The 20,974-nt window shown below is 64.2% G+C and carries 14 protein-coding genes; 3 read left to right on the top strand and 11 right to left on the bottom strand.

Annotated elements, in window-relative coordinates:
* Nucleotides 1-151: 151 nt before the first annotated feature.
* Together uvrA and U5A52_RS17745 are read right to left on the bottom strand one after the other, a co-directional pair.
* Nucleotides 152-6,061, bottom strand: a complete 5,910-nt coding sequence (gene uvrA / locus U5A52_RS17740) for an excinuclease ABC subunit UvrA (RefSeq protein ID WP_415774017.1) — start codon at nucleotides 6,059-6,061, stop codon at nucleotides 152-154.
* 213 nt (nucleotides 6,062-6,274) lie between these two features.
* Nucleotides 6,275-8,629 (bottom strand): tetratricopeptide repeat protein, encoded by a 2,355-nt coding sequence (locus U5A52_RS17745; protein ID WP_321935651.1) that lies wholly within the window; start codon nucleotides 8,627-8,629, stop codon nucleotides 6,275-6,277.
* A gap of 228 nt (nucleotides 8,630-8,857) precedes the next feature.
* On the opposite strand from U5A52_RS17745, the gene adhP reads away from it, so the two are divergent.
* Nucleotides 8,858-9,886, top strand: coding sequence for an alcohol dehydrogenase AdhP (gene adhP / locus U5A52_RS17750; protein WP_321910791.1), 1,029 nt, complete (start codon nucleotides 8,858-8,860; stop codon nucleotides 9,884-9,886).
* A gap of 88 nt (nucleotides 9,887-9,974) precedes the next feature.
* Here adhP and U5A52_RS17755 read toward each other — a convergent pair whose 3' ends face one another.
* From U5A52_RS17755 to U5A52_RS17770, 4 genes are all read right to left on the bottom strand, one after another.
* Nucleotides 9,975-10,274 (bottom strand): putative quinol monooxygenase, encoded by a 300-nt coding sequence (locus U5A52_RS17755; protein ID WP_321935652.1) that lies wholly within the window; start codon nucleotides 10,272-10,274, stop codon nucleotides 9,975-9,977.
* A 42-nt stretch (nucleotides 10,275-10,316) separates the two neighbouring features.
* Complete coding sequence (locus U5A52_RS17760) at nucleotides 10,317-11,414, bottom strand: NADH:flavin oxidoreductase/NADH oxidase (RefSeq protein ID WP_321935653.1); 1,098 nt, start codon at nucleotides 11,412-11,414, stop codon at nucleotides 10,317-10,319.
* A 182-nt stretch (nucleotides 11,415-11,596) separates the two neighbouring features.
* Nucleotides 11,597-12,280: a type 1 glutamine amidotransferase domain-containing protein gene (locus U5A52_RS17765; RefSeq protein WP_321935654.1), complete on the bottom strand. Its 684-nt coding sequence runs from the start codon at nucleotides 12,278-12,280 to the stop codon at nucleotides 11,597-11,599.
* Nucleotides 12,281-12,434: 154 nt separating this feature from the next.
* Nucleotides 12,435-13,037, bottom strand: coding sequence for a TetR/AcrR family transcriptional regulator (locus tag U5A52_RS17770; RefSeq protein WP_321910784.1), 603 nt, complete (start codon nucleotides 13,035-13,037; stop codon nucleotides 12,435-12,437).
* A gap of 118 nt (nucleotides 13,038-13,155) precedes the next feature.
* On the opposite strand from U5A52_RS17770, the gene U5A52_RS17775 reads away from it, so the two are divergent.
* Entirely contained in the window at nucleotides 13,156-13,806 is a 651-nt protein-coding gene (locus U5A52_RS17775; protein ID WP_321910782.1) for an SGNH/GDSL hydrolase family protein, read from the top strand.
* 113 nt (nucleotides 13,807-13,919) lie between these two features.
* On the opposite strand, the gene cyoD is transcribed toward U5A52_RS17775, so the two are convergent.
* From cyoD to U5A52_RS17800, 5 genes are all read right to left on the bottom strand, one after another.
* Complete coding sequence (cyoD, locus tag U5A52_RS17780; protein ID WP_158759630.1) at nucleotides 13,920-14,249, bottom strand: cytochrome o ubiquinol oxidase subunit IV; 330 nt, start codon at nucleotides 14,247-14,249, stop codon at nucleotides 13,920-13,922.
* Complete coding sequence (gene cyoC / locus U5A52_RS17785; RefSeq protein WP_158759629.1) at nucleotides 14,250-14,861, bottom strand: cytochrome o ubiquinol oxidase subunit III; 612 nt, start codon at nucleotides 14,859-14,861, stop codon at nucleotides 14,250-14,252.
* Nucleotides 14,861-16,888 (bottom strand): cytochrome o ubiquinol oxidase subunit I, encoded by a 2,028-nt coding sequence (gene cyoB, locus U5A52_RS17790; RefSeq protein WP_321910779.1) that lies wholly within the window; start codon nucleotides 16,886-16,888, stop codon nucleotides 14,861-14,863. Before cyoB ends, cyoC begins: the two co-directional genes overlap by 1 nt.
* Nucleotides 16,889-16,895: 7 nt before the next feature.
* Entirely contained in the window at nucleotides 16,896-17,783 is an 888-nt protein-coding gene (gene cyoA / locus U5A52_RS17795; RefSeq protein WP_321910777.1) for a ubiquinol oxidase subunit II, read from the bottom strand.
* Nucleotides 17,784-18,121: 338 nt separating this feature from the next.
* Entirely contained in the window at nucleotides 18,122-19,666 is a 1,545-nt protein-coding gene (locus U5A52_RS17800) for an NADH-quinone oxidoreductase subunit M (protein ID WP_321910775.1), read from the bottom strand.
* A gap of 751 nt (nucleotides 19,667-20,417) precedes the next feature.
* Between U5A52_RS17800 and U5A52_RS17805 the strand changes: the two genes are divergently transcribed.
* Entirely contained in the window at nucleotides 20,418-20,897 is a 480-nt protein-coding gene (locus U5A52_RS17805) for a hypothetical protein (protein WP_321910773.1), read from the top strand.
* Nucleotides 20,898-20,974: the final 77 nt, after the last annotated feature.

Below are 20,974 nucleotides of genomic sequence, written 5' to 3' on the forward strand. Positions count from 1 at the left end.
AGGGGATCTGCAGTCCGCTGCTCCGCTCTCAGGTGACGCCGCTACAGGTGAGCGAACGTTTGCTGCAAGCGGAACCCATGATACCTTGCGCTCGCGGCACAGATCAAGCGGTTTCAAGGCGGAGCGGGCCTCTGCGGCCCACTCCGTTTTCTTAGCGCGAACCCGCTGCATCCCTTGCGCGCCGCTCTGGTGCAGGTTTCCTTTCGGCACCGTTCGCGTCGCCCTGGCCACGCGCCAGCACGGGCGCGAGCGCCGCGCCGGTATGGCTCGAGCGCACCTTCGCGAGCGCTTCGGGATCGGCAGCGGCGACGATGGTGCCGCCGCCCACACCGCCTTCCGGGCCGAGGTCGATGATCCAGTCGGCCTCGGCGATCACGTCGAGGTCGTGCTCGATCACGACGACGCTATGCCCCGCGTCCGCGAGCCGGTGCAGCACGCTGATGAGGCGCGCCACGTCGGCCATATGCAGGCCCACGGTGGGCTCGTCGAGCACGTAGAGCGTGTGCGGCGCCTTCTGCCCGCGACGCGTGATGTCGTCGCGCACCTTGGAAAGCTCGGTCACGAGCTTGATGCGCTGCGCCTCGCCGCCCGAGAGCGTGGGCGAAGGCTGGCCGAGCGTGAGGTAGCCCAGACCCACGTCCTTCATCAGTTGCAGCGGGTGCGAAATACTCGTGATCGAGCCGAAGAACTCCACGGCCTCGTCGATTTCCATCGTCAGCACTTCGCCGATGTTCCGGCCGCGCCACGTCACAGCCAGCGTTTCCGGATTGAAGCGCTGGCCGTGGCACACGTCGCACGGCACCTTCACGTCGGGCAGGAAGCTCATGCCGATGGTGCGCACGCCCTGGCCTTCGCACGCGGGGCAGCGTCCGTCGCCGGTATTGAAGGAGAAACGCGACGCGCTATAGCCGCGGGCACGCGCCTCGAGCGTATCGGCGAACAGGCGGCGGATCGCGTCCCACACGCCGATATAGGTCGCGGGACACGAGCGCGGCGTTTTTCCGATCGGCGTCTGGTCCACTTCGAGCACGCGGTCGATGCTTTCCCATCCGCTAATCGAATCGCAGCCCTGCCACGCATGCGCAACCTCGAGCTTCGGCTTGGCGCTCGTGCGCGCGAGCACGCTCGAACGGCGCTCCGCCGCGCTCGGCGCCTTCTCCTTCACCGCTTTGCGCGCGCGGCGCTCGGCGGGCGAGGACAGCACCGAGCGCCCCACGGCGTCGAGCAGATTGGAAAGCAGCACGTCGCGCGCGAGTGTGGACTTGCCCGAACCGCTCACGCCCGTAATCGCCACGAGGCGGCCCAGCGGAATTTGCGCGGTCACGTTGCGCAGGTTGTGCAACTTGCCGCCGTGGACGGTGAGCCATTGTCCCGGCACCGCTTCACGCCCGGCGCGCGCAGGGCGCACTTCGCGGCGCGGTTGCAGCGGATGCTGGATCGGCTGTGCAAGATAGCGCCCGGTGAGCGAATCGGCCTGCGCCGCGAGATCGGCGACACTGCCTTGCGCCACCACGCGGCCGCCGCGCTTGCCCGCGCTCGGGCCGATGTCGATGATGTGGTCGGCACGCCGGATCGTGTCCTCGTCGTGCTCGACCACGACGAGCGTGTTGCCCTTCTCGCCGAGGCTGCGCAACGCGTCCAGCAAGATCTTGTTGTCGCGCGGATGCAGGCCGATGGTCGGCTCGTCGAGCACGTAGCACACGCCCTGCAAATTGCTGCCCAGCTGCGCCGCGAGACGAATGCGCTGCGCCTCGCCACCCGAAAGGCTCGGCGCGGCGCGATCGAGGCTCAGATAGCCGAGCCCCACTTCCTCCAGGAACTGCAGACGGCTGCGGATTTCGCTCACCACGTCACGGGCGATTTGCGCATCGCGGCCGTTAAGCTTCAGCGTATCGATCCAGCGGCGCGTGTCCGCCACGGTCCACTGCGCGACGTCGACGATAGGATGCGCGTCGAACGTCACAGCGCGCGCCACGGGATTCAGGCGCGTGCCGCCGCAATCGTGGCACGGCTCGTCGACCACGCCTTCGGGCTCCTGCTCCTCCGAAGGCAAGGTTTGCTCGCGGCCACGGCCGTCTTCGGCCACGATCGTATCGTCGTAGGCGGCGCGCTGCTCGCGCGTGAGCGCGAGGCCCGTGCCCACACAGGTCGTGCACCAGCCGTGCTTGCTGTTGTACGAGAACATGCGCGGATCGAGTTCGGGATAGCTCGTGCCGCACACCGGGCACGCGCGACGCGTGGACAGCACCTTCACCTCGCCGATGCCCGCCGTCGAACCACCATTGCCAATCACATGATCGAGACCGTCGAGCGGCGCGAGCAAATGCACGATGCCCTTGCCCGCTTCTAGCGTCGTGCCGAGCATGGCGCGCAATTGCGCCTCGTTTTCAGGCTCGATTACGAGATCGCCCACGGGCAGCTCGATCGTGTGTTCGCGGAAGCGGTCGAGCTTGGGCCACGGCGCGACCGGCACGAATTCGCCGTCCACTCGCAGATGCGTGTTGCCGCGCGCCTTCGCCCACTTCGCGAGATCGGTGTAGACGCCCTTGCGATTGACGACGAGCGGCGCGAGCAAGCCGACATGCTGGCCGCGATGTTCGCGCAGCAGTTGTGCGACGATCGCATCGACGCTTTGCGACGTAACGGGCGTGCCGTCATGCACGCAGTGCTGCACGCCGAGCTTCACATAAAGCAGACGCAGGAAGTGCCACACCTCGGAGGTCGTGGCGACGGTACTCTTGCGTCCGCCGCGCGACAGGCGCTGCTCGATCGCGACGGTCGGCGGAATGCCGTACACGGCATCGACTTCGGGACGGCCCGCGGGCTGCACGATCGAACGCGCGTAGGCATTGAGCGATTCCAGGTAGCGCCGCTGGCCTTCGTGAAAGAGGATATCGAACGCGAGCGTGGACTTGCCCGAGCCCGACACGCCCGTAATGACGTTGAAGCGGCCATGCGGAATATCGACGTCGAGCGCCTTGAGGTTGTGCTCGCGCGCATTCACGATGCGCACCACATCCTCGCCCTGCACTTCACGGCGCGCCTGCGCGGCGCGCAACGCGGTTTGCAGCGCCACACCCTCTTCTTCGGCGAGCAGTTCGGCGCCGCTGCCGAGCGCCGCTTCGTAGCGTTCGAGCGCCGCGCCCGTATGCGAGCGCGGGCACGCGATCACATCCGCGGGCGTACCGACGCACACCACTTCGCCGCCCGCGTCGCCGCCTTCGGGGCCGAGATCGATCAGCCAGTCGGCGGCGCGGATCACGTCGAGGTTATGCTCGATCACGAGCAGCGAATGACCGCCTGCGAGCAGCTTGCCGAAGGCGCGCATCAGCTTGGCGATGTCGTCGAAATGCAGGCCCGTGGTCGGCTCGTCGAACATGAAGAGCCGGCCGCCTGCGTCCTTGCCGCGCGACTGCGCGGTTTCCGCGAGATAGCCCGCGAGCTTGAGACGCTGCGCTTCGCCGCCCGACAGCGTCGGCACCGGCTGGCCGAGCTTCACGTATTCGAGGCCCACGTCCACGATAGGCTGGAGCACGCGCAATACTTCGGCATCCTCAGCGAAGCATTGCACCGCTTCGCTCACCGTAAGGTCGAGTACGTCCGCCACCGAAAGCGAGCGGCCCGCGCGCTCGATCTTCACTTCGAGCACTTCCGGGCGATAACGGCTGCCGTCGCAATCGGGGCAACGCAGATACACGTCGCTCAGGAACTGCATTTCGATGTGCTCGAAGCCCGAGCCGCCGCAAGTCGGGCAACGGCCTTCGCCCGAGTTGAAGCTGAACATGCCCGCCGTATAACCGCGCTGCTTCGCGAGCGTCGCCTTGGCGAACAGCTTGCGGATCTCGTCGAACGCGCCCACGTAGCTGGCCGGATTCGAGCGCGCCGTTTTGCCGATCGGCGACTGGTCGACGAACACGGCGTCGGTGATCTGCTCCGCGCCGCCCAGCTTGCGGAACGTGCCCGGCGCTTCCGTCGCCTTGCCCAGATGCCGCGCGAGCGCGGGATACAGCACGTCCTGCACGAGCGTCGATTTGCCCGAGCCCGAGACACCCGTCACGCAAACGAGCCGCTGCAGCGGGATTTGCACGGTCACGTCGCGCAGGTTGTGCTCGCTCGCGCCTTCGAGCAGAAGATGCGGCGTGGACGCGTCGACCGGGCGGCGCTCCCAGTGCGAAGCGTCGGCAACGGCGCGGTGGCCGCCCAGATACTCGCCCGTCAAGGTGCCCGAGGAGCGGATATCGTTCGGCGTACCGTCGTAGACGATCGTGCCGCCGCGCTCGCCGGGACCGGGGCCCATGTCGATGAGACGGTCGGCCGCGAGCATCACGGACGGATCGTGCTCGACCACCACGAGCGTATTGCCGGCGTCGCGCAGACGCTGCATCGCCTCGACAATGCGGTTGAGGTCGCGCGGATGCAGGCCGATGCTCGGCTCGTCGAGCACGAACAGCGTTTTTGTGAGCGACGTGCCGAGCGCCGTGGTCAGATTGATACGCTGGACTTCGCCGCCCGACAGCGTGCGGCTCTGGCGGTCGAGCGTGAGATAGCCCAGGCCCACATCGCAGAGATACTTCAGACGCGTGCGCACTTCCTCTAGCAGCAGCTTGAGCGCATCGTCGAGCAATGCTGAGGAAAGCGAAAGATTGTCGAAGAAGCGGCGAATGCGCTCGATCGGCAGCAGCATCACGTCGTGCACGGTGAGGCCCGGCAGCGCCTCGAGCTGCGCGCGCGTCCAGTCCACGCCGTGCGGCAGGAAGCGCCCCGATGGCGCCAGGACTTCGTCGGCGTTCTGCTGCGTGCCGAGACGCCACTGCAAGGCCTCGGTTTTCAGGCGCGCGCCGCCGCAGGTTTCGCACGGCGTGTAGCTGCGGTACTTCGACAGCAGCACGCGAATGTGCATCTTGTAGGCCTTCGACTCCAGATACTGGAAGAAGCGTTTCACGCCGTACCACTGCGTTTGCCAGCTTCCCTTCCAGTCCGGCGCGCCGTTGATGACCCAGTCGCGCTGTGCCTGAGTAAGCTCGGACCATGCGGTATCGCGCGGAATGCCCGCCTTTGCGGCATAGCGCATCAGGTCGTCCTGGCATTCCTTCCACGCCGGCGTTTGCAGCGGCTTGATCGCGCCGCCACGCAGCGTCTTGCGCTCGTCGGGGATCACGAGGCCCCAGTCCACGCCAATCACGCGGCCGAAGCCGCGGCACGCGTCACAGGCGCCGTAGGCCGAGTTGAACGAGAACAGCGCGGGCTGCGGATCGGCGTAGCGCAAATCGCTGTCCGGGCAATGCAGGCCGGTCGAGAAGCGCCAGATCTGCGGCTCGGCCGCCGTTTCGGCGTCGCCGCTTTCCAGCACGTAGATGTTGACGCGCCCGCTGCCGCGCTTGAGCGAGGCTTCGATCGCCTCGATCGCGCGGCTCTTCTCCACGTTCTGCATGCGGAAACGGTCGGCGACCACATCGAGCAGCTTGCGCGTGCCTTCGGCGGTCTTCACCTCGCGCTGCGCCTGCACGCGCGTATAGCCGCTCGCGGAAAGCCACTGCGCGACTTCCTCCTCGGTGGTCGTGTCGGGCAACTCGACCGGGAATGTGACGACGAGACGCGGGTCGCCCGCGGCCGTGCGCGCCATCAGTTCGGCGTAGATCGTCTCAGGCGTGTCGTGCCGCACGGGCTGCGCCGTGACGCGGTCGAACAGATTCGCGGCGCGCGCGTAGAGCAGCTTCAGGTGGTCGTTCAGCTCGGTCATCGTCCCGACCGTGGAGCGCGAACTCCGCACCGGGTTGGTCTGGTCGATGGCGATGGCGGGCGGCACGCCGTCCACGCGGTCGACCTGCGGCCGGTCCATGCGGTCGAGGAACTGGCGCGCATAGGCGCTGAACGTTTCAACGTAGCGGCGCTGGCCTTCCGCGTAAAGCGTGTCGAAGACGAGGCTCGACTTGCCCGAGCCCGATGGCCCGGTGACGACCGTCATTTCACCGGTGTGCAGGTCAAGGTCGAGGTTCTTGAGGTTGTGCTGGCGGGCACCACGGATTCGGATAGATCGGTTTTCGCTCACTTGCGCTGGCATTCCGGCTGGGATCACACGCGTGGGGCCGGGCGGCGCGCGAATTGGGGCAAATGCCGGCGCGGCCCGGAAACTTGCAGCGCGGCGCGCGCGGAAAATCGGCGCGCGGCCCTGGCTGTCAGGCTAGGATTCTACTGTATATTTATACAGGACGCTGGATGGCCATCTGGCCGAGGACAGGACGCCAGAGGCCCCGTATCTACGGGCCAGATCGCCCTAATTTGCCGCGGCGCGCCACATACCTTCGTACGCCGCTTCGACGCCGCGCGCGAAACGCTCGCCGTCCATCAGCGGCGAGGCCGTCATGCGCTCGCGCAGCGTCGAGCGCAGATTCGCGAGGCGCGGCAGGTCGTTCGCGAGACTCACCGCCGTCTCCACGAACGCGTCGTCGGAATCGGCGGCCAGTTCGGTCAGGTCAAGGTTCGCCAGCTGGCTCAAACCCGCGCGCCCCGCCACCGTCGGCCCGATGCGCGTGACGACGGGCACGCCCATCCACAGCGCGTCGAGCGACGTGGTATGGCCGTTGTACGGCAACGTGTCGAGGCCGATATCGATCTCGTGATAGCTGCGCAGATAATCCGCGCGCGGCCTGAACGGCAGGAAGCGCACACGCGCCGCGTCGATGCCTGCCTGAGCGAGCCGTTGCACGAGGCGGCGCCGCGCTTCACCCTCGGCGGCCATGAGCACGAGGCGCGCATCTGGCAAGCGGGCGAATACACGAGACCACACATTCAGCGTCGAATCGGTGAGCTTGCAAGGGTTGTTCAGGCTGCCGAACGTGACGTGTCCCGTACTCGATGCAGGCAGCGCATTCACTTCGGGCTCCGAAGCCAGCGCGTCATAACACCAGAACGTATGCGGCAAGCGCCACGACTTTTCGCTGTAGTGGCTGTCGTGCGCGGGCGGATCGAGCCACGGATCGGTGAGCCGCCAGTCCATCGCGCCGATCCCGGTCGTGCCGGGATACGCGAGCCAGGCGACCTGCACCGGCGCCGGCGTGCGTGCGAACAGCAGAGGCCGGCCATCGGACATGTGCATCGTCAGATCGACGAGGATATCGATGCCGTCCGCGCGGATCTGTTCCGCCAGCGCCGTATCGCTCAACGTGCGTACGTCGTGCCACTTTTCGACGTGTGCGGCGAGACGTGCCGTCGTCGCATCGGGCCGCACCACGCTCGAATACGCGTGAATCTCGTAGCGCTCAGCGTCGTGATGTGTCAAGAGCGGCGTCATGAACAATGCCTGGCAATGCTCACGAAAATCGCCTGATACGTAGCCGATGCGCAAGCGCCTTCCCGCCGCGGGTTCGACCCGCGCGTGCATGCGTTCCGCGCTGAGCGGCGCTTCGTGATGCGCAGACCAGCGTCTCGCCTCATCGAGAATCACCTGCGGATCTGTAGCCTGAAACGACAACGCATAGAGCAGGTTGCTGTGCGCGATGAGGTTGCCGGGCTCGCTCGCCACAGCCCGGCGAAAACATTCGATGCCTTCGTCCAGCCCCCCGCTGTCCTTGAGCACATTGCCGAGATTGTTGAGCGTGGCCGAGCGCGATGGATCGAGGTCGAGGGCCTGGCGCAATAGCGCTTGCGCTTCGTCGAGGCCGCCGAGCGTGCGCATCAGGTTGGCCGCGTTATTGAACGCGTCGACGAAATCGGGCCGCGCGCGCATGGCCGTTTCGTACGCCGCCTGGGCGGCCCGATGTTCGCCGAGATCGCGGCAAACATTTCCGAGGTTATTGGCCGCTTCCGCGTGCGCGGGGTCGAGCGCGAGCGCGCGGCGATACTGCGCTTCGGCCTCGCGCAAACGGCCACATGCCTGAAGCGCGACGCCATAGTTGTAGGCCGCATGCGCGATTTGCGGTTCGATGGCCACCGCACGTTCGAGCAAGGGCACGGCTTCGTCCAGACGCGCGAGGCGTGTCAGGAGCACACCGAGGTTGATCATCGCGACTGCGCTGTCCGGTGCGACAGCAAGCGCCGCCCGCAAACGTTCGAGCGCCTCGTCGTCCCGTCCCTCTTCCTGCAGCAGCGTGCCGAGGTTCGTCAAGGCATTGACATCGCCCGGTTGCAAGTCGAGCGCGCGACGATACGCCGCCTGAGCCTCGCCGGAGTCGCCCAGCAAACGCAGGCAATTACCGAAGTTGTTCCAGATGTCGGCCCGGTTCACTTCTCGCTCAAGCGCCCCTCGCCACGCCTTCACCGCCTCCGCGTGCGCACCCAGCGCCTGCAACGCCGAGCCGAGCCCGCACCAGAGATCGGCGGACGAAGCGTCTTCCGTCAACAGGCCGCGATAGGTCTGCGCCGCTTCGGCATGACGCGCGGCCATGGCATAGGCCTGCCCCAACGCTTCGCGGTAGCGCCGCTCGCCGGGGTTTGCGTCGAGCGCACGCTGCAGCCAACCAATCGCAGCGGCCGGCGCACCTTCCTGCAAGCCGATCACGCCGAGGCGAAACATCGCACTCGCGTGCGTTGCATCGACGGCAAGCAGTTGCACGTACAACTGACGCGCACGCGGCAGGTCGCCTGCGAAATGGCTCTCGCTGGCGCGCTCGTAGAGGGACTCGTTGTGCATCGGGCTCACTGAATTCGTGCAACAGAGGGCGTTACCAAACCTTACCCAATATTAACGGCAGTTTCTTTCGAAAACTTCTGCTCATTTTTATTACCGACCATTGAGCACGTTCATCGCACGCGAAAACCCTTTCCTTCAAACTTGAAAGGCAGGCGGGCGTGCGGCGACACCGCGATGCGCAACGCATCCGGCCGCGCGCCGCCATTTCGCTTCGACAGGAGCCCGACGATGAGCAAGACGATGCAAGCCGCAGTAGTCCGCGCATTTGGCAAACCCCTCGTGCTGGAGGAAGTGGCCGTTCCCACCCCGGGACCCGGCGAACTGCTCGTGAAAATCGAAGCGTGCGGCGTGTGCCACACGGACCTGCACGCCGCACACGGCGACTGGCCCGTGAAGCCGCAGCCGCCGTTCATTCCCGGTCACGAGGGCGTGGGTTATGTCGTGGGCGTAGGCGCGGGCGTCACGCACGTGAAGGAAGGCGATCGCGTAGGCATTCCGTGGCTCTACTCGGCATGTGGCCATTGCGAACATTGCCTCGGCGGTTGGGAAACGCTGTGCGAGCAGCAGCAAAATACCGGCTATTCGGTCAACGGCGGCTTCGCTCAATACGCGAAAGCCGACGCGAATTACGTGGGGCTGCTGCCGAAAGATATCGATTTCATCGAAATTGCGCCCGTGCTTTGCGCCGGCGTCACGGTCTACAAGGGCCTGAAGGTGACGGACACGCGCCCGGGCAACTGGGTCGTGATTTCCGGCGTGGGCGGCCTCGGCCACATGGCCGTGCAATACGCACGCGCAATGGGGCTCAATGTCGCCGCCGTCGATGTCGACGATACGAAACTCGAACTGGCGAAACGTCTTGGCGCGACCGTAACGGTCAACGCGAAAACCACCGATCCGGCTGCGTATCTAAAGAAGGAAATTGGCGGCGCGCACGGCGTGCTCGTCACCGCGGTCTCGCCCATTGCGTTTTCGCAGGCGCTCGGCATGGTGCGCCGGGGCGGCACGGTGTCGCTGAACGGGCTGCCGCCCGGCGACTTCCCGCTGCCGATCTTCGACATGGTGTTGAGCGGCGTGACGGTGCGCGGTTCGATCGTCGGCACGCGTCTCGACCTCGAAGAGTCGCTGATGTTTGCGCAGGAAGGCAAGGTCAAGGCGACCGTCTCCACCGACAAGCTGGAGAACATCAACGACGTGTTCGCGCGCATGGAACGCGGCGCGATCGAAGGCCGCGTCGTGCTCGATATGGCAGGCTAGGCCGCGCACGGCGGCCCAATGAAAAAAGCGCCGGACAGCGCTACGTCGCGCTGTCCGGCGCCAGCCGGTCACGAAGACGAATGCGGCGTCAGTCCGCCACGTCCACGCCCGTCAACGTCTTCACCTCGGGCGGCTGCGCCACCAACGCACCGATCTTCGCGCGGTACGCCGCATAGTGGGCGCTGTCGCGATGCGCCTGCACCGCGGCTTCATCGACATAGGCTTCGTAGAGGTAAAAGCCCGGCGCGCCGTCCGCGCGGCGCAGCAGGTCGTAGCGCAGATTGCCTGGCTCCTTGCGCGTCTGCGCGACCATGTCGCGCGTCAACGCTTCCACTTCGGCGACATGCTCGGGCTTGGGTGTGATGCTTGCAATCAGATAGATAGTCATCGGAACTCCCTCATCATCAACGGTCTTGCCGTCAGGTAAATTTCAGCCGACCTTGTAGCGCTCGAGCCAGTGTGCGTACGGCGCGGGCAAGGTCCACGCAGCGCGTTCGACGCCCAGTTCCTGCGCAGCGTAGTACGGCCAGTGCGGGTTGGCGAGATGCGCGCGGCCGACCATCACGACGTCGAGCTGTTCCTTCGCTACCGAGCGCTCGGCGAGTTCCGGCGTGCCGATACCCCACGCCGACGACACCGGCAGACCGGCTGCACGACGCACCTTCTGCGCGATCGGCGCGAGGAACGCGGGCGCCCACGGAATCTGCGCGGCGGGCGTCGAGAAGCCGACGCTCACGCCCAGCATATCGAGGCCTTCGCGCTTGAAACCCTTCGCCAGTTCGATCGATTCGGCCAGCGTTTCCTCGTCGCGGCCGTCGTACTCGATCACGCCAAAGCGCGCCGTCAGCGGCAGATGCTCCGGCCAGACCTTGCGCACCGCGGCCAGCGTTTCCAGCAGGAAACGGCTGCGGTTTTCGAGGCTGCCGCCATACGCGTCGTCGCGATGGTTCGAGTGCGTCGAGAAAAAGCTCTGGCCGAGATAGCCGTGCGCAAAGTGCAGTTCGAGCCATTCGAAGCCGGCTTCGAGCGCGCGTTTCGCCGCGGCCACGAAGTCCTCGCGCACGCGCGCGATGTCGTCGAGCGTCATCGCCTTCGGCACTTTCGGCAGATGCGCGCCAAACGCAGTCGCGGAAGGCGCGATGGTCTGCCAGCCGCGCGCGTCGCCTTCGGCAATGTGGTCGTCGCCTTCCCACGGGCGGTTCGCGCTTGCCTTGCGGCCCGCGTGCGCAATCTGGATGCCGGGCACGGCGCCCGCCGCCTTGATTGCGGCGACGGTCGGCTTGAACGCCTCCATCTGCGCGTCGTTCCACAGGCCCGTGCAAGCCGGCGTGATGCGGCCTTCAGGCGAAACCGCCGTCGCCTCGACGATCACGAGGCCCGCGCCGCCGCGCGCGATCTGCGCATAGTGAACGTGGTGCCAGTCGTTGATCATGCCATCGACGGCCATGTACTGGCACATCGGCGGCACGGCGATGCGGTTGCGCAGGGTCACGCCCTTGAGCTTGAACGGTTCAAACAATGCGGACATCTACAGCTCCTTTCTTGGCGCAGGTCGCGCGTCGCGCGGCGCCTGCGCCGGTTGGCAAAATGGGCATTTCCTTGCGGCAACGCGCAGGCGGACACGCGCTGCGAGAACGGCTCGCAGCGTTGCCGAAAGGAAATAGAGGGAAGCGAACGCGCTCGCAGACATGCGACCGCGTTCGCGCGGCATCAACCGCGGCGCAGCGCCGCGAGCAAAGCCTCGGCAACCGGCTCGGACGAAGCCGGGTTCTGGCCCGTGATCAGCAGGCCGTCGGTTGCGACGTGCGGCTGCCAGTCGGCGGCCTTCGAATACTGGCCGCCGCTCGCCTTCAACATGTCCTCGACGAGGAACGGCACGACATCGGTCAGTTGCACCGCCGCTTCTTCGTCATTCGAAAAACCGGTGACCGACTTGCCGGCCACGAGCGGCTTGCCATCCGCACCCTTCACGTGGCGCAGCACGCCCGGCGCATGGCAGACGGCGGCGACAGGCTTGCCTGCGGCGATGGTCTTTTCGATCAGCGCGATCGAAACCGGATCTTCGGCCAGATCCCAAAGCGGGCCATGGCCGCCCGGGTAGAACACGGCGTCGAATGCGCTCGCGTCGATATCGGCGAGACGTTTCGTATTGGCAAGCGCCGTTTGCGCCTCGGTATCGGTTGCGAAACGTCGCGTCGCATCGGTTTGCGCGGAAGGATCGCTGCTCTTCGGATCGAGCGGCGGCTGGCCGCCCTTGGGCGATGCGAGCACGAGTTCGGCGCCGGCGTCGCGCAGCGCGTAGTACGGCGCGGCGAATTCTTCGAGCCAGAAGCCCGTTTTCTTGCCCGTGTTGCCGAGGTCCTCATGCGAGGTCAAAACGATCAGTACCTTCATCGGCGTTCCTTTATCGGTGAGGTTCGGGCGCTCGCGCACCCTTCGGATACCGGCCTCTTCATACGCTATTAGACCGGTCGTCTAGCACTTCCGCACAATACGCGACAATCGCGCGCAGTTCACGCGCTGCGCACTGCCGTCGCTTTGCGTTCGATTAACCGCCCGGAGGCAGGTTCAGCAGAATTCGTGTGGTCGCCATGGCCGCATCGAGCGGCTTGCGGTCGCGATGGATCTTTTCGAGCAGCGTCGCGCCGAGCCACAGTTCGTAGAGCGTCACTGCCATCGTCGCGGCGTTGTTCACCCCCGCGAGCGAACCGTCCGCGCGCCCTGCCTCGATACACGCGGCAATGCGCGAGATCGTCGCGTCGGTACCGAGACGCAGCGCCTCGCGCATGGCTTCGGACAGGTCGCTCACCTCCGCGCCCAACTTGACCGCGAGACACTTGCCTACGGGGTCGTCGGCGCACTGGATCAGGCGCCAGTCGTCCCAGTAGCGCATCAGCTTTTCGGCCGCGGTGCCCGGCGCGCGCAGAAGCATGTCGTCGAGACGCTCCGCATACTCGGCGAAATACGACGTGAGCAACGCTTCGCCGAACGCTTCCTTCGAGCCGAAATAGTGATAGAACGACCCTTTGGGCACGCCAGCGGCCGCGAGGATCTCATTGAGACCGACCGCGGAAAACCCCTTGCCCAGCAGAATGGGCATGGCGGTATCGAGGATGTGTTGCCGCACTTCAACGGCTGCCGCTGCATTCATGAGGTGAGATGTTACAGAGCGATTAGACCAGTCGTCTAGTAATCTCCCATGACGAGTAATGGCATTACAGCGGGCATCGCATCGCAACCGGTCACATCAACCCAGAGAGAGGCAATCCATGACGTCACGCACCCTGCTCTGTTACGGCGACTCCAATACGCACGGCACGAAGCCGCTGACCGTGCCCGGCGTGTCCGAGCGATTCGGCCCCGCCGACCGCTGGCCCGGCGTGCTGCGCGAAGCGCTGGGCCCGGGCTGGACGATCATCGAGGAAGGCCTGCCCGCGCGCACCACGGTTCACGACGACCCCATCGAAGGCCGCCACAAGAACGGGCACGCTTATCTGCGCCCATGCCTCGAAAGCCAGTTGCCGGTGGACGTGGTCGCACTGATGCTCGGCACCAACGACCTCAAGGCGCGCTTTTCCGTCACGCCCACCGACATCGCGAACTCGGTGGACGTGCTGCTCGAAACGCTGGTGGCGTGCCGCGCGGGTCCGGGCGGCGCCACGCCACACGTACTGCTCATGTCGCCGGTGCCGATCGAAGAGATCGGCTTCCTCGGCGATATCTTCACGGGCGGCGCGGCCAGGTCGCGCCTGCTTGCGCCGCTCTACGAGCGCGTGGCCGTGAAGTACGGCTCGGCGTTCCTCGATGCCGGCGAGTTCGCCACGGTCAGCACGACAGACGGCATTCACTACGAAGCCTCTCAGCACCATCGCCTCGGCAAGGCCGTCGCGGAAGTCGTACGCCAGCGCTTTAACGCCTAACCGCGCACCAAGCCGCCAAAAAGAAAAACGCCGCCGGCCCGAAGGCCTGGCGGCGTTTTTCGTTTGCGCTTCACTCGCAGCGAGCGAAGCGCACGTCCAGCAACGATGCGCGCTTAACGCGACATCATGTTCATGCTGACGTTGTGCATGACCCACAGCGTACCGACGACCACGATCAGGACCGTCAGCACCGTAAAGCCAAATGCCGTCACGTTCCAGCGCTGGCCCGACGACGTGTTCATGTGCAGGAAGAACACGAGGTGGACCACGATCTGCACCACAGCCAGCACGGCGAGGCCGAGCAGCGCGGTTTCGCGCGGGAAGCCGCCGTGCAGCACGAGCCAGAACGAAGCGGCCGTGAGCACCACCGCCAGGACGAAACCGGCCAGGTAGCTGCCTACGCTGCCGTGGCTTTCTTCTTCATGGATGGAATGAGCACTCATTTAGATCACGCTCGCAAGATAAACAAAGGAGAACACGCAGATCCAGACGATGTCCAGAAAGTGCCAGAAGAGGCTCAGGCACGTCAGGCGGCGGATTTCACGCTCGCCCAAGGTCGGGGCCTTCACGGCCTGAACCATCAGGACGATCATCCAGATCATGCCCATCGTCACGTGGATACCGTGGGTGGCAACCAGCGTGAAGAACGACGAGAGGAACGCGCTGCGGCTCGGGCCGTTGCCCTCGGCGATCATGTTCGCGAATTCATGCAGTTCGAAGTACAGGAACGTTGCGCCCAGCAGGAAAGTGATCGCCAGCCAGACCAGCACTTGACCCTTGCGCTGCTTGTGCGCGCCGATCATCGCGAAGCCGTACGTAATGGACGACAGCAGCAGCACTGCCGTTTCCATCGCGACGCCCTGAATGTCGAACAGGTCCTTGCCCGTCGGGCCGCCTGCAAACTGGTTCTGCATCACGGCGAACACTGCGAACAGCGAGCCGAACAGAATACAGTCCGTCATCAGGTACAGCCAGAAGCCGAACACCGAGTGTGACGGCGGGTGATCGTGGTGATCGTGCTCCGCGAGTGCGGCCGCACTAGTTTTCGTCAACATCAGTTGGCCTCCAGTGCTTCTTCAACCTTGCCACCGCGTTCAGCGAACGCCTTGACCAGTGCGCGGCTACGCGCTTCTTCGTCTGCCCGGACCTTGGCGGCCGGGATGTAATAGCCTTCGTTCTTCTGGAAGCTGTAGGCGATGGCCGTGCCGAGAATGCCGACGAAGCCAACGATCATGAGCCACCAGATGTGCCAGATGCCAGCAAAGCCGAGCACCAGGCTGAAGAAACCGATAAACAGACCTGCGCTCGTGTTCGAGGGCATGTGAATGTCGGTGTACTTCGTGTTCGCGACGTCCACGGTTTCGCGGCCGGTTTCCTTCAGGTGCTGGAACTCATCGAGTTCCGACACATGCGGGATGATCGCGAAGTTGTACGACGGCGGCGGCGACGACATCGCCCACTCCAGCGTACGGCCACCCCACGGATCGCCCGTCAGGTCGCGGTTTTCCGGCAGGTTGCGGTCGCGGATCGACACGTACAGCTGCAGCAGCTGATGCGCGATACCGATTGCCACGAGCACGGCGCCAACCCATGCGATGACCATCCACGGATGCCATGCCGGATTGTCGTAGTGGTTCAGACGGCGCGTTGCGCCCATGAAGCCGAGCACGTACAGCGGCGTGAAGGCGACATAGAAGCCCGAAAGCCAGAACCAGAACGCGCGCTTGCCGAGCTTTTCGTTGAGCTTGAAGCCGAACGCCTTCGGGAACCAGTAGTTGAAGCCGGCGAGGTAGCCGAACAGCACGCCGCCGATGATCACGTTGTGGAAGTGAGCAATCAGGAACAGCGAGTTGTGCAGCACGAAGTCCGCGCCCGGGATCGCCATCATCACGCCGGTCATGCCGCCGATGGTGAAGGTAACCATGAAGCCGATCGTCCAGAGCACCGGCGAGGTGAACTCGAGGCGGCCGCGGTAGATCGTGAACAGCCAGTTGAAGATCTTCACGCCCGTCGGGATCGCGATGATCATCGTCATGATGCCGAAGAACGCGTTGACGTTCGCGCCCGAACCCATCGTGAAGAAGTGGTGCAGCCACACGAGGAACGAGAGCACCATGATCGAGCAGGTCGCGTAGACCATGGTCTTGTAGCCGAACAGCGGCTTCTTCGCGTAGGTCGCGACGACTTCCGAGAAAATACCGAACGCCGGCAGGATCAGGATGTACACCTCGGGGTGACCCCAGGCCCAGATCAGGTTCAGATACAGCATGGCGTTGCCGCCGCCGTCATTCGTGAAGAAGTGCGTGCCGATGTAGCGGTCGAGGCCGAGCAGCGCGAGCGTCACGGTCAGGATCGGGAACGCGGCCATGATCAGCACGTTCGTGCACAGCGCCGTCCACGTGAACACCGGCATCTTCATCATCGTCATGCCGGGGGCACGCATCTTGATGATCGTGACGAAGAAGTTCACGCCGGTCAGCAGCGTGCCGACGCCGGAGATCTGCAGCGCCCACAGGTAGTAATCCACCCCTACCCCGGGACTGTACGCAAGCTCCGAAAGCGGCGGATACGCGAGCCAGCCGGTCATCGCGAATTCACCCACGACGAGCGAGATCATCAGCAGGATGGCGCCGACTGCGGTCATCCAGAACGACAGCGAGTTCAGGAACGGGAACGCGACGTCGCGTGCGCCGATCTGCAGCGGCACGATGATGTTCATCAGGCCGACCATGAAGGCCATGGCCATGAAGAAAATCATGATCACGCCGTGCGCCGTGAAGATCTGGTCGTAGTGGTGCGGCGGCAGAAAGCCCGGCGCGTTGTACGCGAGCGCAAGCTGGGTACGCATCATGATGGCGTCGGCGAAGCCGCGCAGCAGCATGACGAAGGCGAGGACGATGTACATCACGCCCAGACGCTTGTGGTCGACGCTCGTCAGCCACTCCGTCCACAGATACTTCCACTTACCGAGGTAAGTGATGGCACCGAGCACCAATGCGCCGATGACTGCCATGCCGATCATCGTGCCGACGATAATCGGCTCGTGATACGGAATGGCGTCCAGTGTAAGTTTTCCGAACATGCCTGGTTTACCCCTTGGTCACGCACGACGGGTCACTGAAATTCGTGACGTGGCCGTTGTTGTACTTCGCGATGATGTTGTTGAAGAGCTTCGGGTCGACCGTCGAGAAGTACTCAACCGGAGCCTTTTCGCTCGGCTTTGCGACCGTCGCGTATTGATCCATCGAAAGCTGCGTCTGCGACGCCTTCACCTTCTGGACCCACGCGTCGAAGTCTTGCTGGCTCGTGGCGAGCGTGCGGAACTTCATGTCCGAGAAGCCCGCGCCGCTGAAGTTCGCCGAGAGGCCGGCGTAGTCGCCAGCGTGGTCGGCGATCAGGTGCAGACGCGTCTGCATGCCAGCCATCGCATAAACCTGGGTGCCAAGCTGCGGGATGAAGAACGAGTTCATCACCGAGTCCGACGTGATGCTGAAGTTCACCGGCGTGCCAACGGGCACGGCCAGCTGGTTCACCGTCGCGATGCCGAGATCCGGATAGATGAACAGCCACTTCCAGTCGAGCGCCACAACTTCGACGTTGATCGGCTTGACGTTGGATTCGAGCGGCTTGTACGGGTCGAGCTCGTGCGTGGTGTTCCACGTGAGTACGCCGAGGAACAGAATGATCAGCGTCGGGATGGTCCAGACGACGACTTCGATCGCCGTCGAGTGCGACCACTTCGGCGCATAGGTGGCGCTACGGTTCGACGCGCGATAGCGGTACGCGAACCAGAGCGTCAGGACGATCACAGGGATCACAACAATCAGCATGGCCCATGTGGAGGTTGCGATCAGCTGCTTTTCCGCCACGCCCACACTGCCCTTGGGGTCGAGGAGCTCCATGTTGCATCCGGAAAGACACAAGGCCAATCCGGCGCTTACGGGAAGCAGTAACCTTTGAAAGGTCGTTCTTTTCATCACGTTTGCCTGAATTTCATTCATTGAATAGTTCCGGACGCGTCCCCTGACATCCGACAAAGGAAGCGCGCCCGCATCATACAGCCGCTTTGATATTTCGCAATCAATGAATGTGGAAAATGACCTTTGTCAAAAGAAGATTGAGACACTTTGTCGCATGTGTTCGCGAGGTTTGTCGCGCCTCGGAAACACACGCACATCGCGCCCTTCTCCGCCCTTGACAGCAGTCCGCCGCGGCTATTTTTCGAACCGAAATTCGAAACCATCTGGACGCACAAACGCGCCGCGCCGCCCGAAAGGCGGTGCGGCGCGTTGGTTGCGCCGTCAATCTTTAGCGATCACGTCGGCGAGTGCTGAGCACGAACGTCCGTGCCCGCGCGCACTGCGTCGGCAGGCGCTGCTTCGTCGACAGGTTGCTTGCTGCGACCGGCCTGGGTGACGAGGTTCGCCGCCGAGAGCTCGATCGCGTCGGTCATCGGCTTCGGGTAGAGGCCGATCGCGAGCACGAACGCTGCGAGCGAAGCGAAGATCAGCGTTTCGCGGCGGCCGATGTCGGCCAGCTTCGCAACGCCCTTGTTCGCCACAGCGCCAAAGATCACGCGCTTGTACATCCACAGGGTGTACGCAGCGCTCAGAATGACGGTCGTCGCGGCGATCGCGCCGACCCAGAAGTTCACGCGGATCGCGCCCATGATGACCATGAACTCGCCCACGAAGCCCGACGTGCCCGGCAGGCCGAGGTTGGCCATGCAGAACAGCATCATGAAGGCGGCGTAGCGCGGCATCACGTTGACGACGCCGCCGTAAGCCGAGATCGTGCGCGTCTTGGTGCGGTCGAACAGCACGCCGATCGAGAGCAGCATCGCGCCCGACACGAAGCCGTACGAGATCATCTGCACGATCGCGCCTTCGGTGCCGATCTGGTTGAAGAGGAACAGGCCGAGCGTGACGAGCCCCATGTGGGCGACCGTCGAGTACGCGAGCAGCTTGGTCATGTCGGTCTGCGCGAGCGCGAGCAGGCTCGAGTAGACCACGGCCACGAGCGAGAGCGTGATGATGGCCGGCGCGAAGAAGTGCGCGGCGTCAGGCGTGATCGGCAGCGTGAAGCGCAGGAAACCGTAGCCGCCCAGCTTCAGCATGGCCAGCATCACCGTCGCGCCGGTCGGCGCTTCGAGGTGGACGTCGGGTAGCCAGGTGTGGAACGGCCACATCGGGACCTTCACCGCGAACGCCGCGAAGAAGCCGATGAATACCAGGATCTGCGGGATGAAGCCGAGCGTGAGGTTGTGCCACACCGACATGTCGAAGGTGTGCGACTGGCTGTACAGGTACAGCATCGACACCAGCATCATCAGCGAGCCGCCGAACGAGAAGAAGAAGAACTTGACCGCGGCGTAGGTGCGGCGTGCGTTGCCCCACGAGCCGATCAGCAGATACAGCGGAATCAGCGTCGCTTCGAAGAACACGAAGAACAGCATGCCGTCGGTCGCCGCGAAGGTGCCGACCATCAGGCCCGAGAGAATCAGGAACGCGCCGAAGTACTGGGCGACGCGCACCGTGATCGATTCCCACGAGGCGATCACGATCACGAGCGTCGTGAACGCGGTGAGCACCACGAGCCACATCGAAATACCATCGATCCCGAGACGCCATGCCACGCCGAACTCAGGCAGCCATTCGCGGAACTCGACGAACTGCATGCCGGCCGCGTGGTTGTCGAAGCCGGTAATGAGCGGGAGGGTCAGCAGCAGGCCGACGACGGCGCCAACGAGCGCCAGCCAGCGGGCGCGCTGCGGATGACGATCCGACCCGACGCGCAGCACGGCCACGCCGAACAGGATGGGAATCCAGATCGCCAGACTCAGGAATGGAACGGATTGCATTTCAACAGGACCTCAAAAATGCGGAGCAAATAGCTTCCACGGCGCACGTTCAGGTGCGCAAGCAACTTGAAAGATTGACGCGGGGTGAAAATCGAACCAGGCTGGCTGTAATGTATTTGTCAGCGACGAGGCGAAATGCAACACACGTTCAAGGGTTAACGAGGGTAAACGGAATACGGAAGTTTTGCAGCGCAACAACACGGGCCGGATCGATGATTGACGCAAGTCATTGTTTTTATTCAGAAACATACTAAGAGAAAAAACAACAAACAGGCCGTTACAGCCCATTTTTGATCGCGAAAACAGCGCTTTCGACCGCCGGGGCGCGATGACGCGCGGCAGGCTGTCGCGCTGCGCGGCCCGAATAATACCTTACTTGTTTCTTTCGGTTCAATGACTTATGCATCGGGGTGTGGCCCCCTTCGGCCTTCAGGACGCGTGCCAGGTCCGCCCCGCGTGCCCTTGCGCGGTGCAAAAAAAAGCCCCGGCCTTCATGGGGCCGGGGCCAACTCTCACGTTGCGCCAGAACACTGGAACACGCATGGCCGGCACTTTAGCGGCTTGTGTCCCTGTCATTAAGGGCGCGGGCTGGAACAGTCCCTTCCCGGTTCTGGCAGGCCGTGTTTTCACCGCACTCGATCTCTTTTCACAAATGAGAATCATTTGCATTTACTGGAAATTTGTCCCAGAATAGCGCTCATGCCGGACGACCCGGCGCCACCCGAATGATTTGTGCGGGACCGGAGGCTCCATGAACTACACCGCCCCTTTCGCAAGAAATGACACGCTGATCGACGACACCTTCGTCCATCACCCCGACACCGCCGAGCAAACCGTGCTGCGCGCAGTGCGCACCTGGCTGCGCCCGCATTGCGACGCCTACGCCAAGGCCGAAAGCTGGCGCGGCGTGCTCGCCGACGCCGGGCTCGGCGCAGAAGGCTTCGGCTATTTCGATCTGCTGATGGGCACGCTGTGCCGCGCCTCGTGCCGCCCGTTGGACACGCGCTGCCGCTGCGCCTCCGAACTGGCGAAGGACGAAGGCTCGCTGCTGCAGGTAATCGCGCTTTTGCAGTCCACGCGCAGCGAAGCCGCCGTGCAACTCCTCAACGACTGGCTGCCGATGCAAAGCGTAAGCGGCATGCTCAAGACCGCGCGCTGGTTCGCCATCGCGCTGCTCGACGCGGGATTGCAGTTGAGCGACCGCTCGCGCCGCGTCACCTACATGCACTGACTGGACACTGGCATGCACGAAAACTTGCACAAGGTTGCAGGACACCCGCGGCACGGCATGAGCTCATAACCAAAAAC

The sequence above is a fragment of the Paraburkholderia sp. J8-2 genome, from assembly GCF_905220195.1.
GTDB lineage: Bacteria > Pseudomonadota > Gammaproteobacteria > Burkholderiales > Burkholderiaceae > Paraburkholderia.

Coding starts and splice junctions, on each gene's coding strand:
- U5A52_RS17800 (WP_321910775.1), bottom strand. CDS start 19,666: ATGCAATCCGTTCCATTCCTGAGTCTGGCGATCTGGATTCCCATCCTG.
- cyoA (WP_321910777.1), bottom strand. CDS start 17,783: ATGAAAAGAACGACCTTTCAAAGGTTACTGCTTCCCGTAAGCGCCGGA.
- uvrA (WP_415774017.1), bottom strand. CDS start 6,061: ATGCCAGCGCAAGTGAGCGAAAACCGATCTATCCGAATCCGTGGTGCC.
- U5A52_RS17755 (WP_321935652.1), bottom strand. CDS start 10,274: ATGACTATCTATCTGATTGCAAGCATCACACCCAAGCCCGAGCATGTC.
- U5A52_RS17765 (WP_321935654.1), bottom strand. CDS start 12,280: ATGAAGGTACTGATCGTTTTGACCTCGCATGAGGACCTCGGCAACACG.
- cyoB (WP_321910779.1), bottom strand. CDS start 16,888: ATGTTCGGAAAACTTACACTGGACGCCATTCCGTATCACGAGCCGATT.
- cyoD (WP_158759630.1), bottom strand. CDS start 14,249: ATGAGTGCTCATTCCATCCATGAAGAAGAAAGCCACGGCAGCGTAGGC.
- U5A52_RS17770 (WP_321910784.1), bottom strand. CDS start 13,037: ATGAATGCAGCGGCAGCCGTTGAAGTGCGGCAACACATCCTCGATACC.
- adhP (WP_321910791.1), top strand. CDS start 8,858: ATGAGCAAGACGATGCAAGCCGCAGTAGTCCGCGCATTTGGCAAACCC.
- U5A52_RS17775 (WP_321910782.1), top strand. CDS start 13,156: ATGACGTCACGCACCCTGCTCTGTTACGGCGACTCCAATACGCACGGC.
- U5A52_RS17745 (WP_321935651.1), bottom strand. CDS start 8,629: ATGCACAACGAGTCCCTCTACGAGCGCGCCAGCGAGAGCCATTTCGCA.
- cyoC (WP_158759629.1), bottom strand. CDS start 14,861: ATGTTGACGAAAACTAGTGCGGCCGCACTCGCGGAGCACGATCACCAC.
- U5A52_RS17760 (WP_321935653.1), bottom strand. CDS start 11,414: ATGTCCGCATTGTTTGAACCGTTCAAGCTCAAGGGCGTGACCCTGCGC.
- U5A52_RS17805 (WP_321910773.1), top strand. CDS start 20,418: ATGAACTACACCGCCCCTTTCGCAAGAAATGACACGCTGATCGACGAC.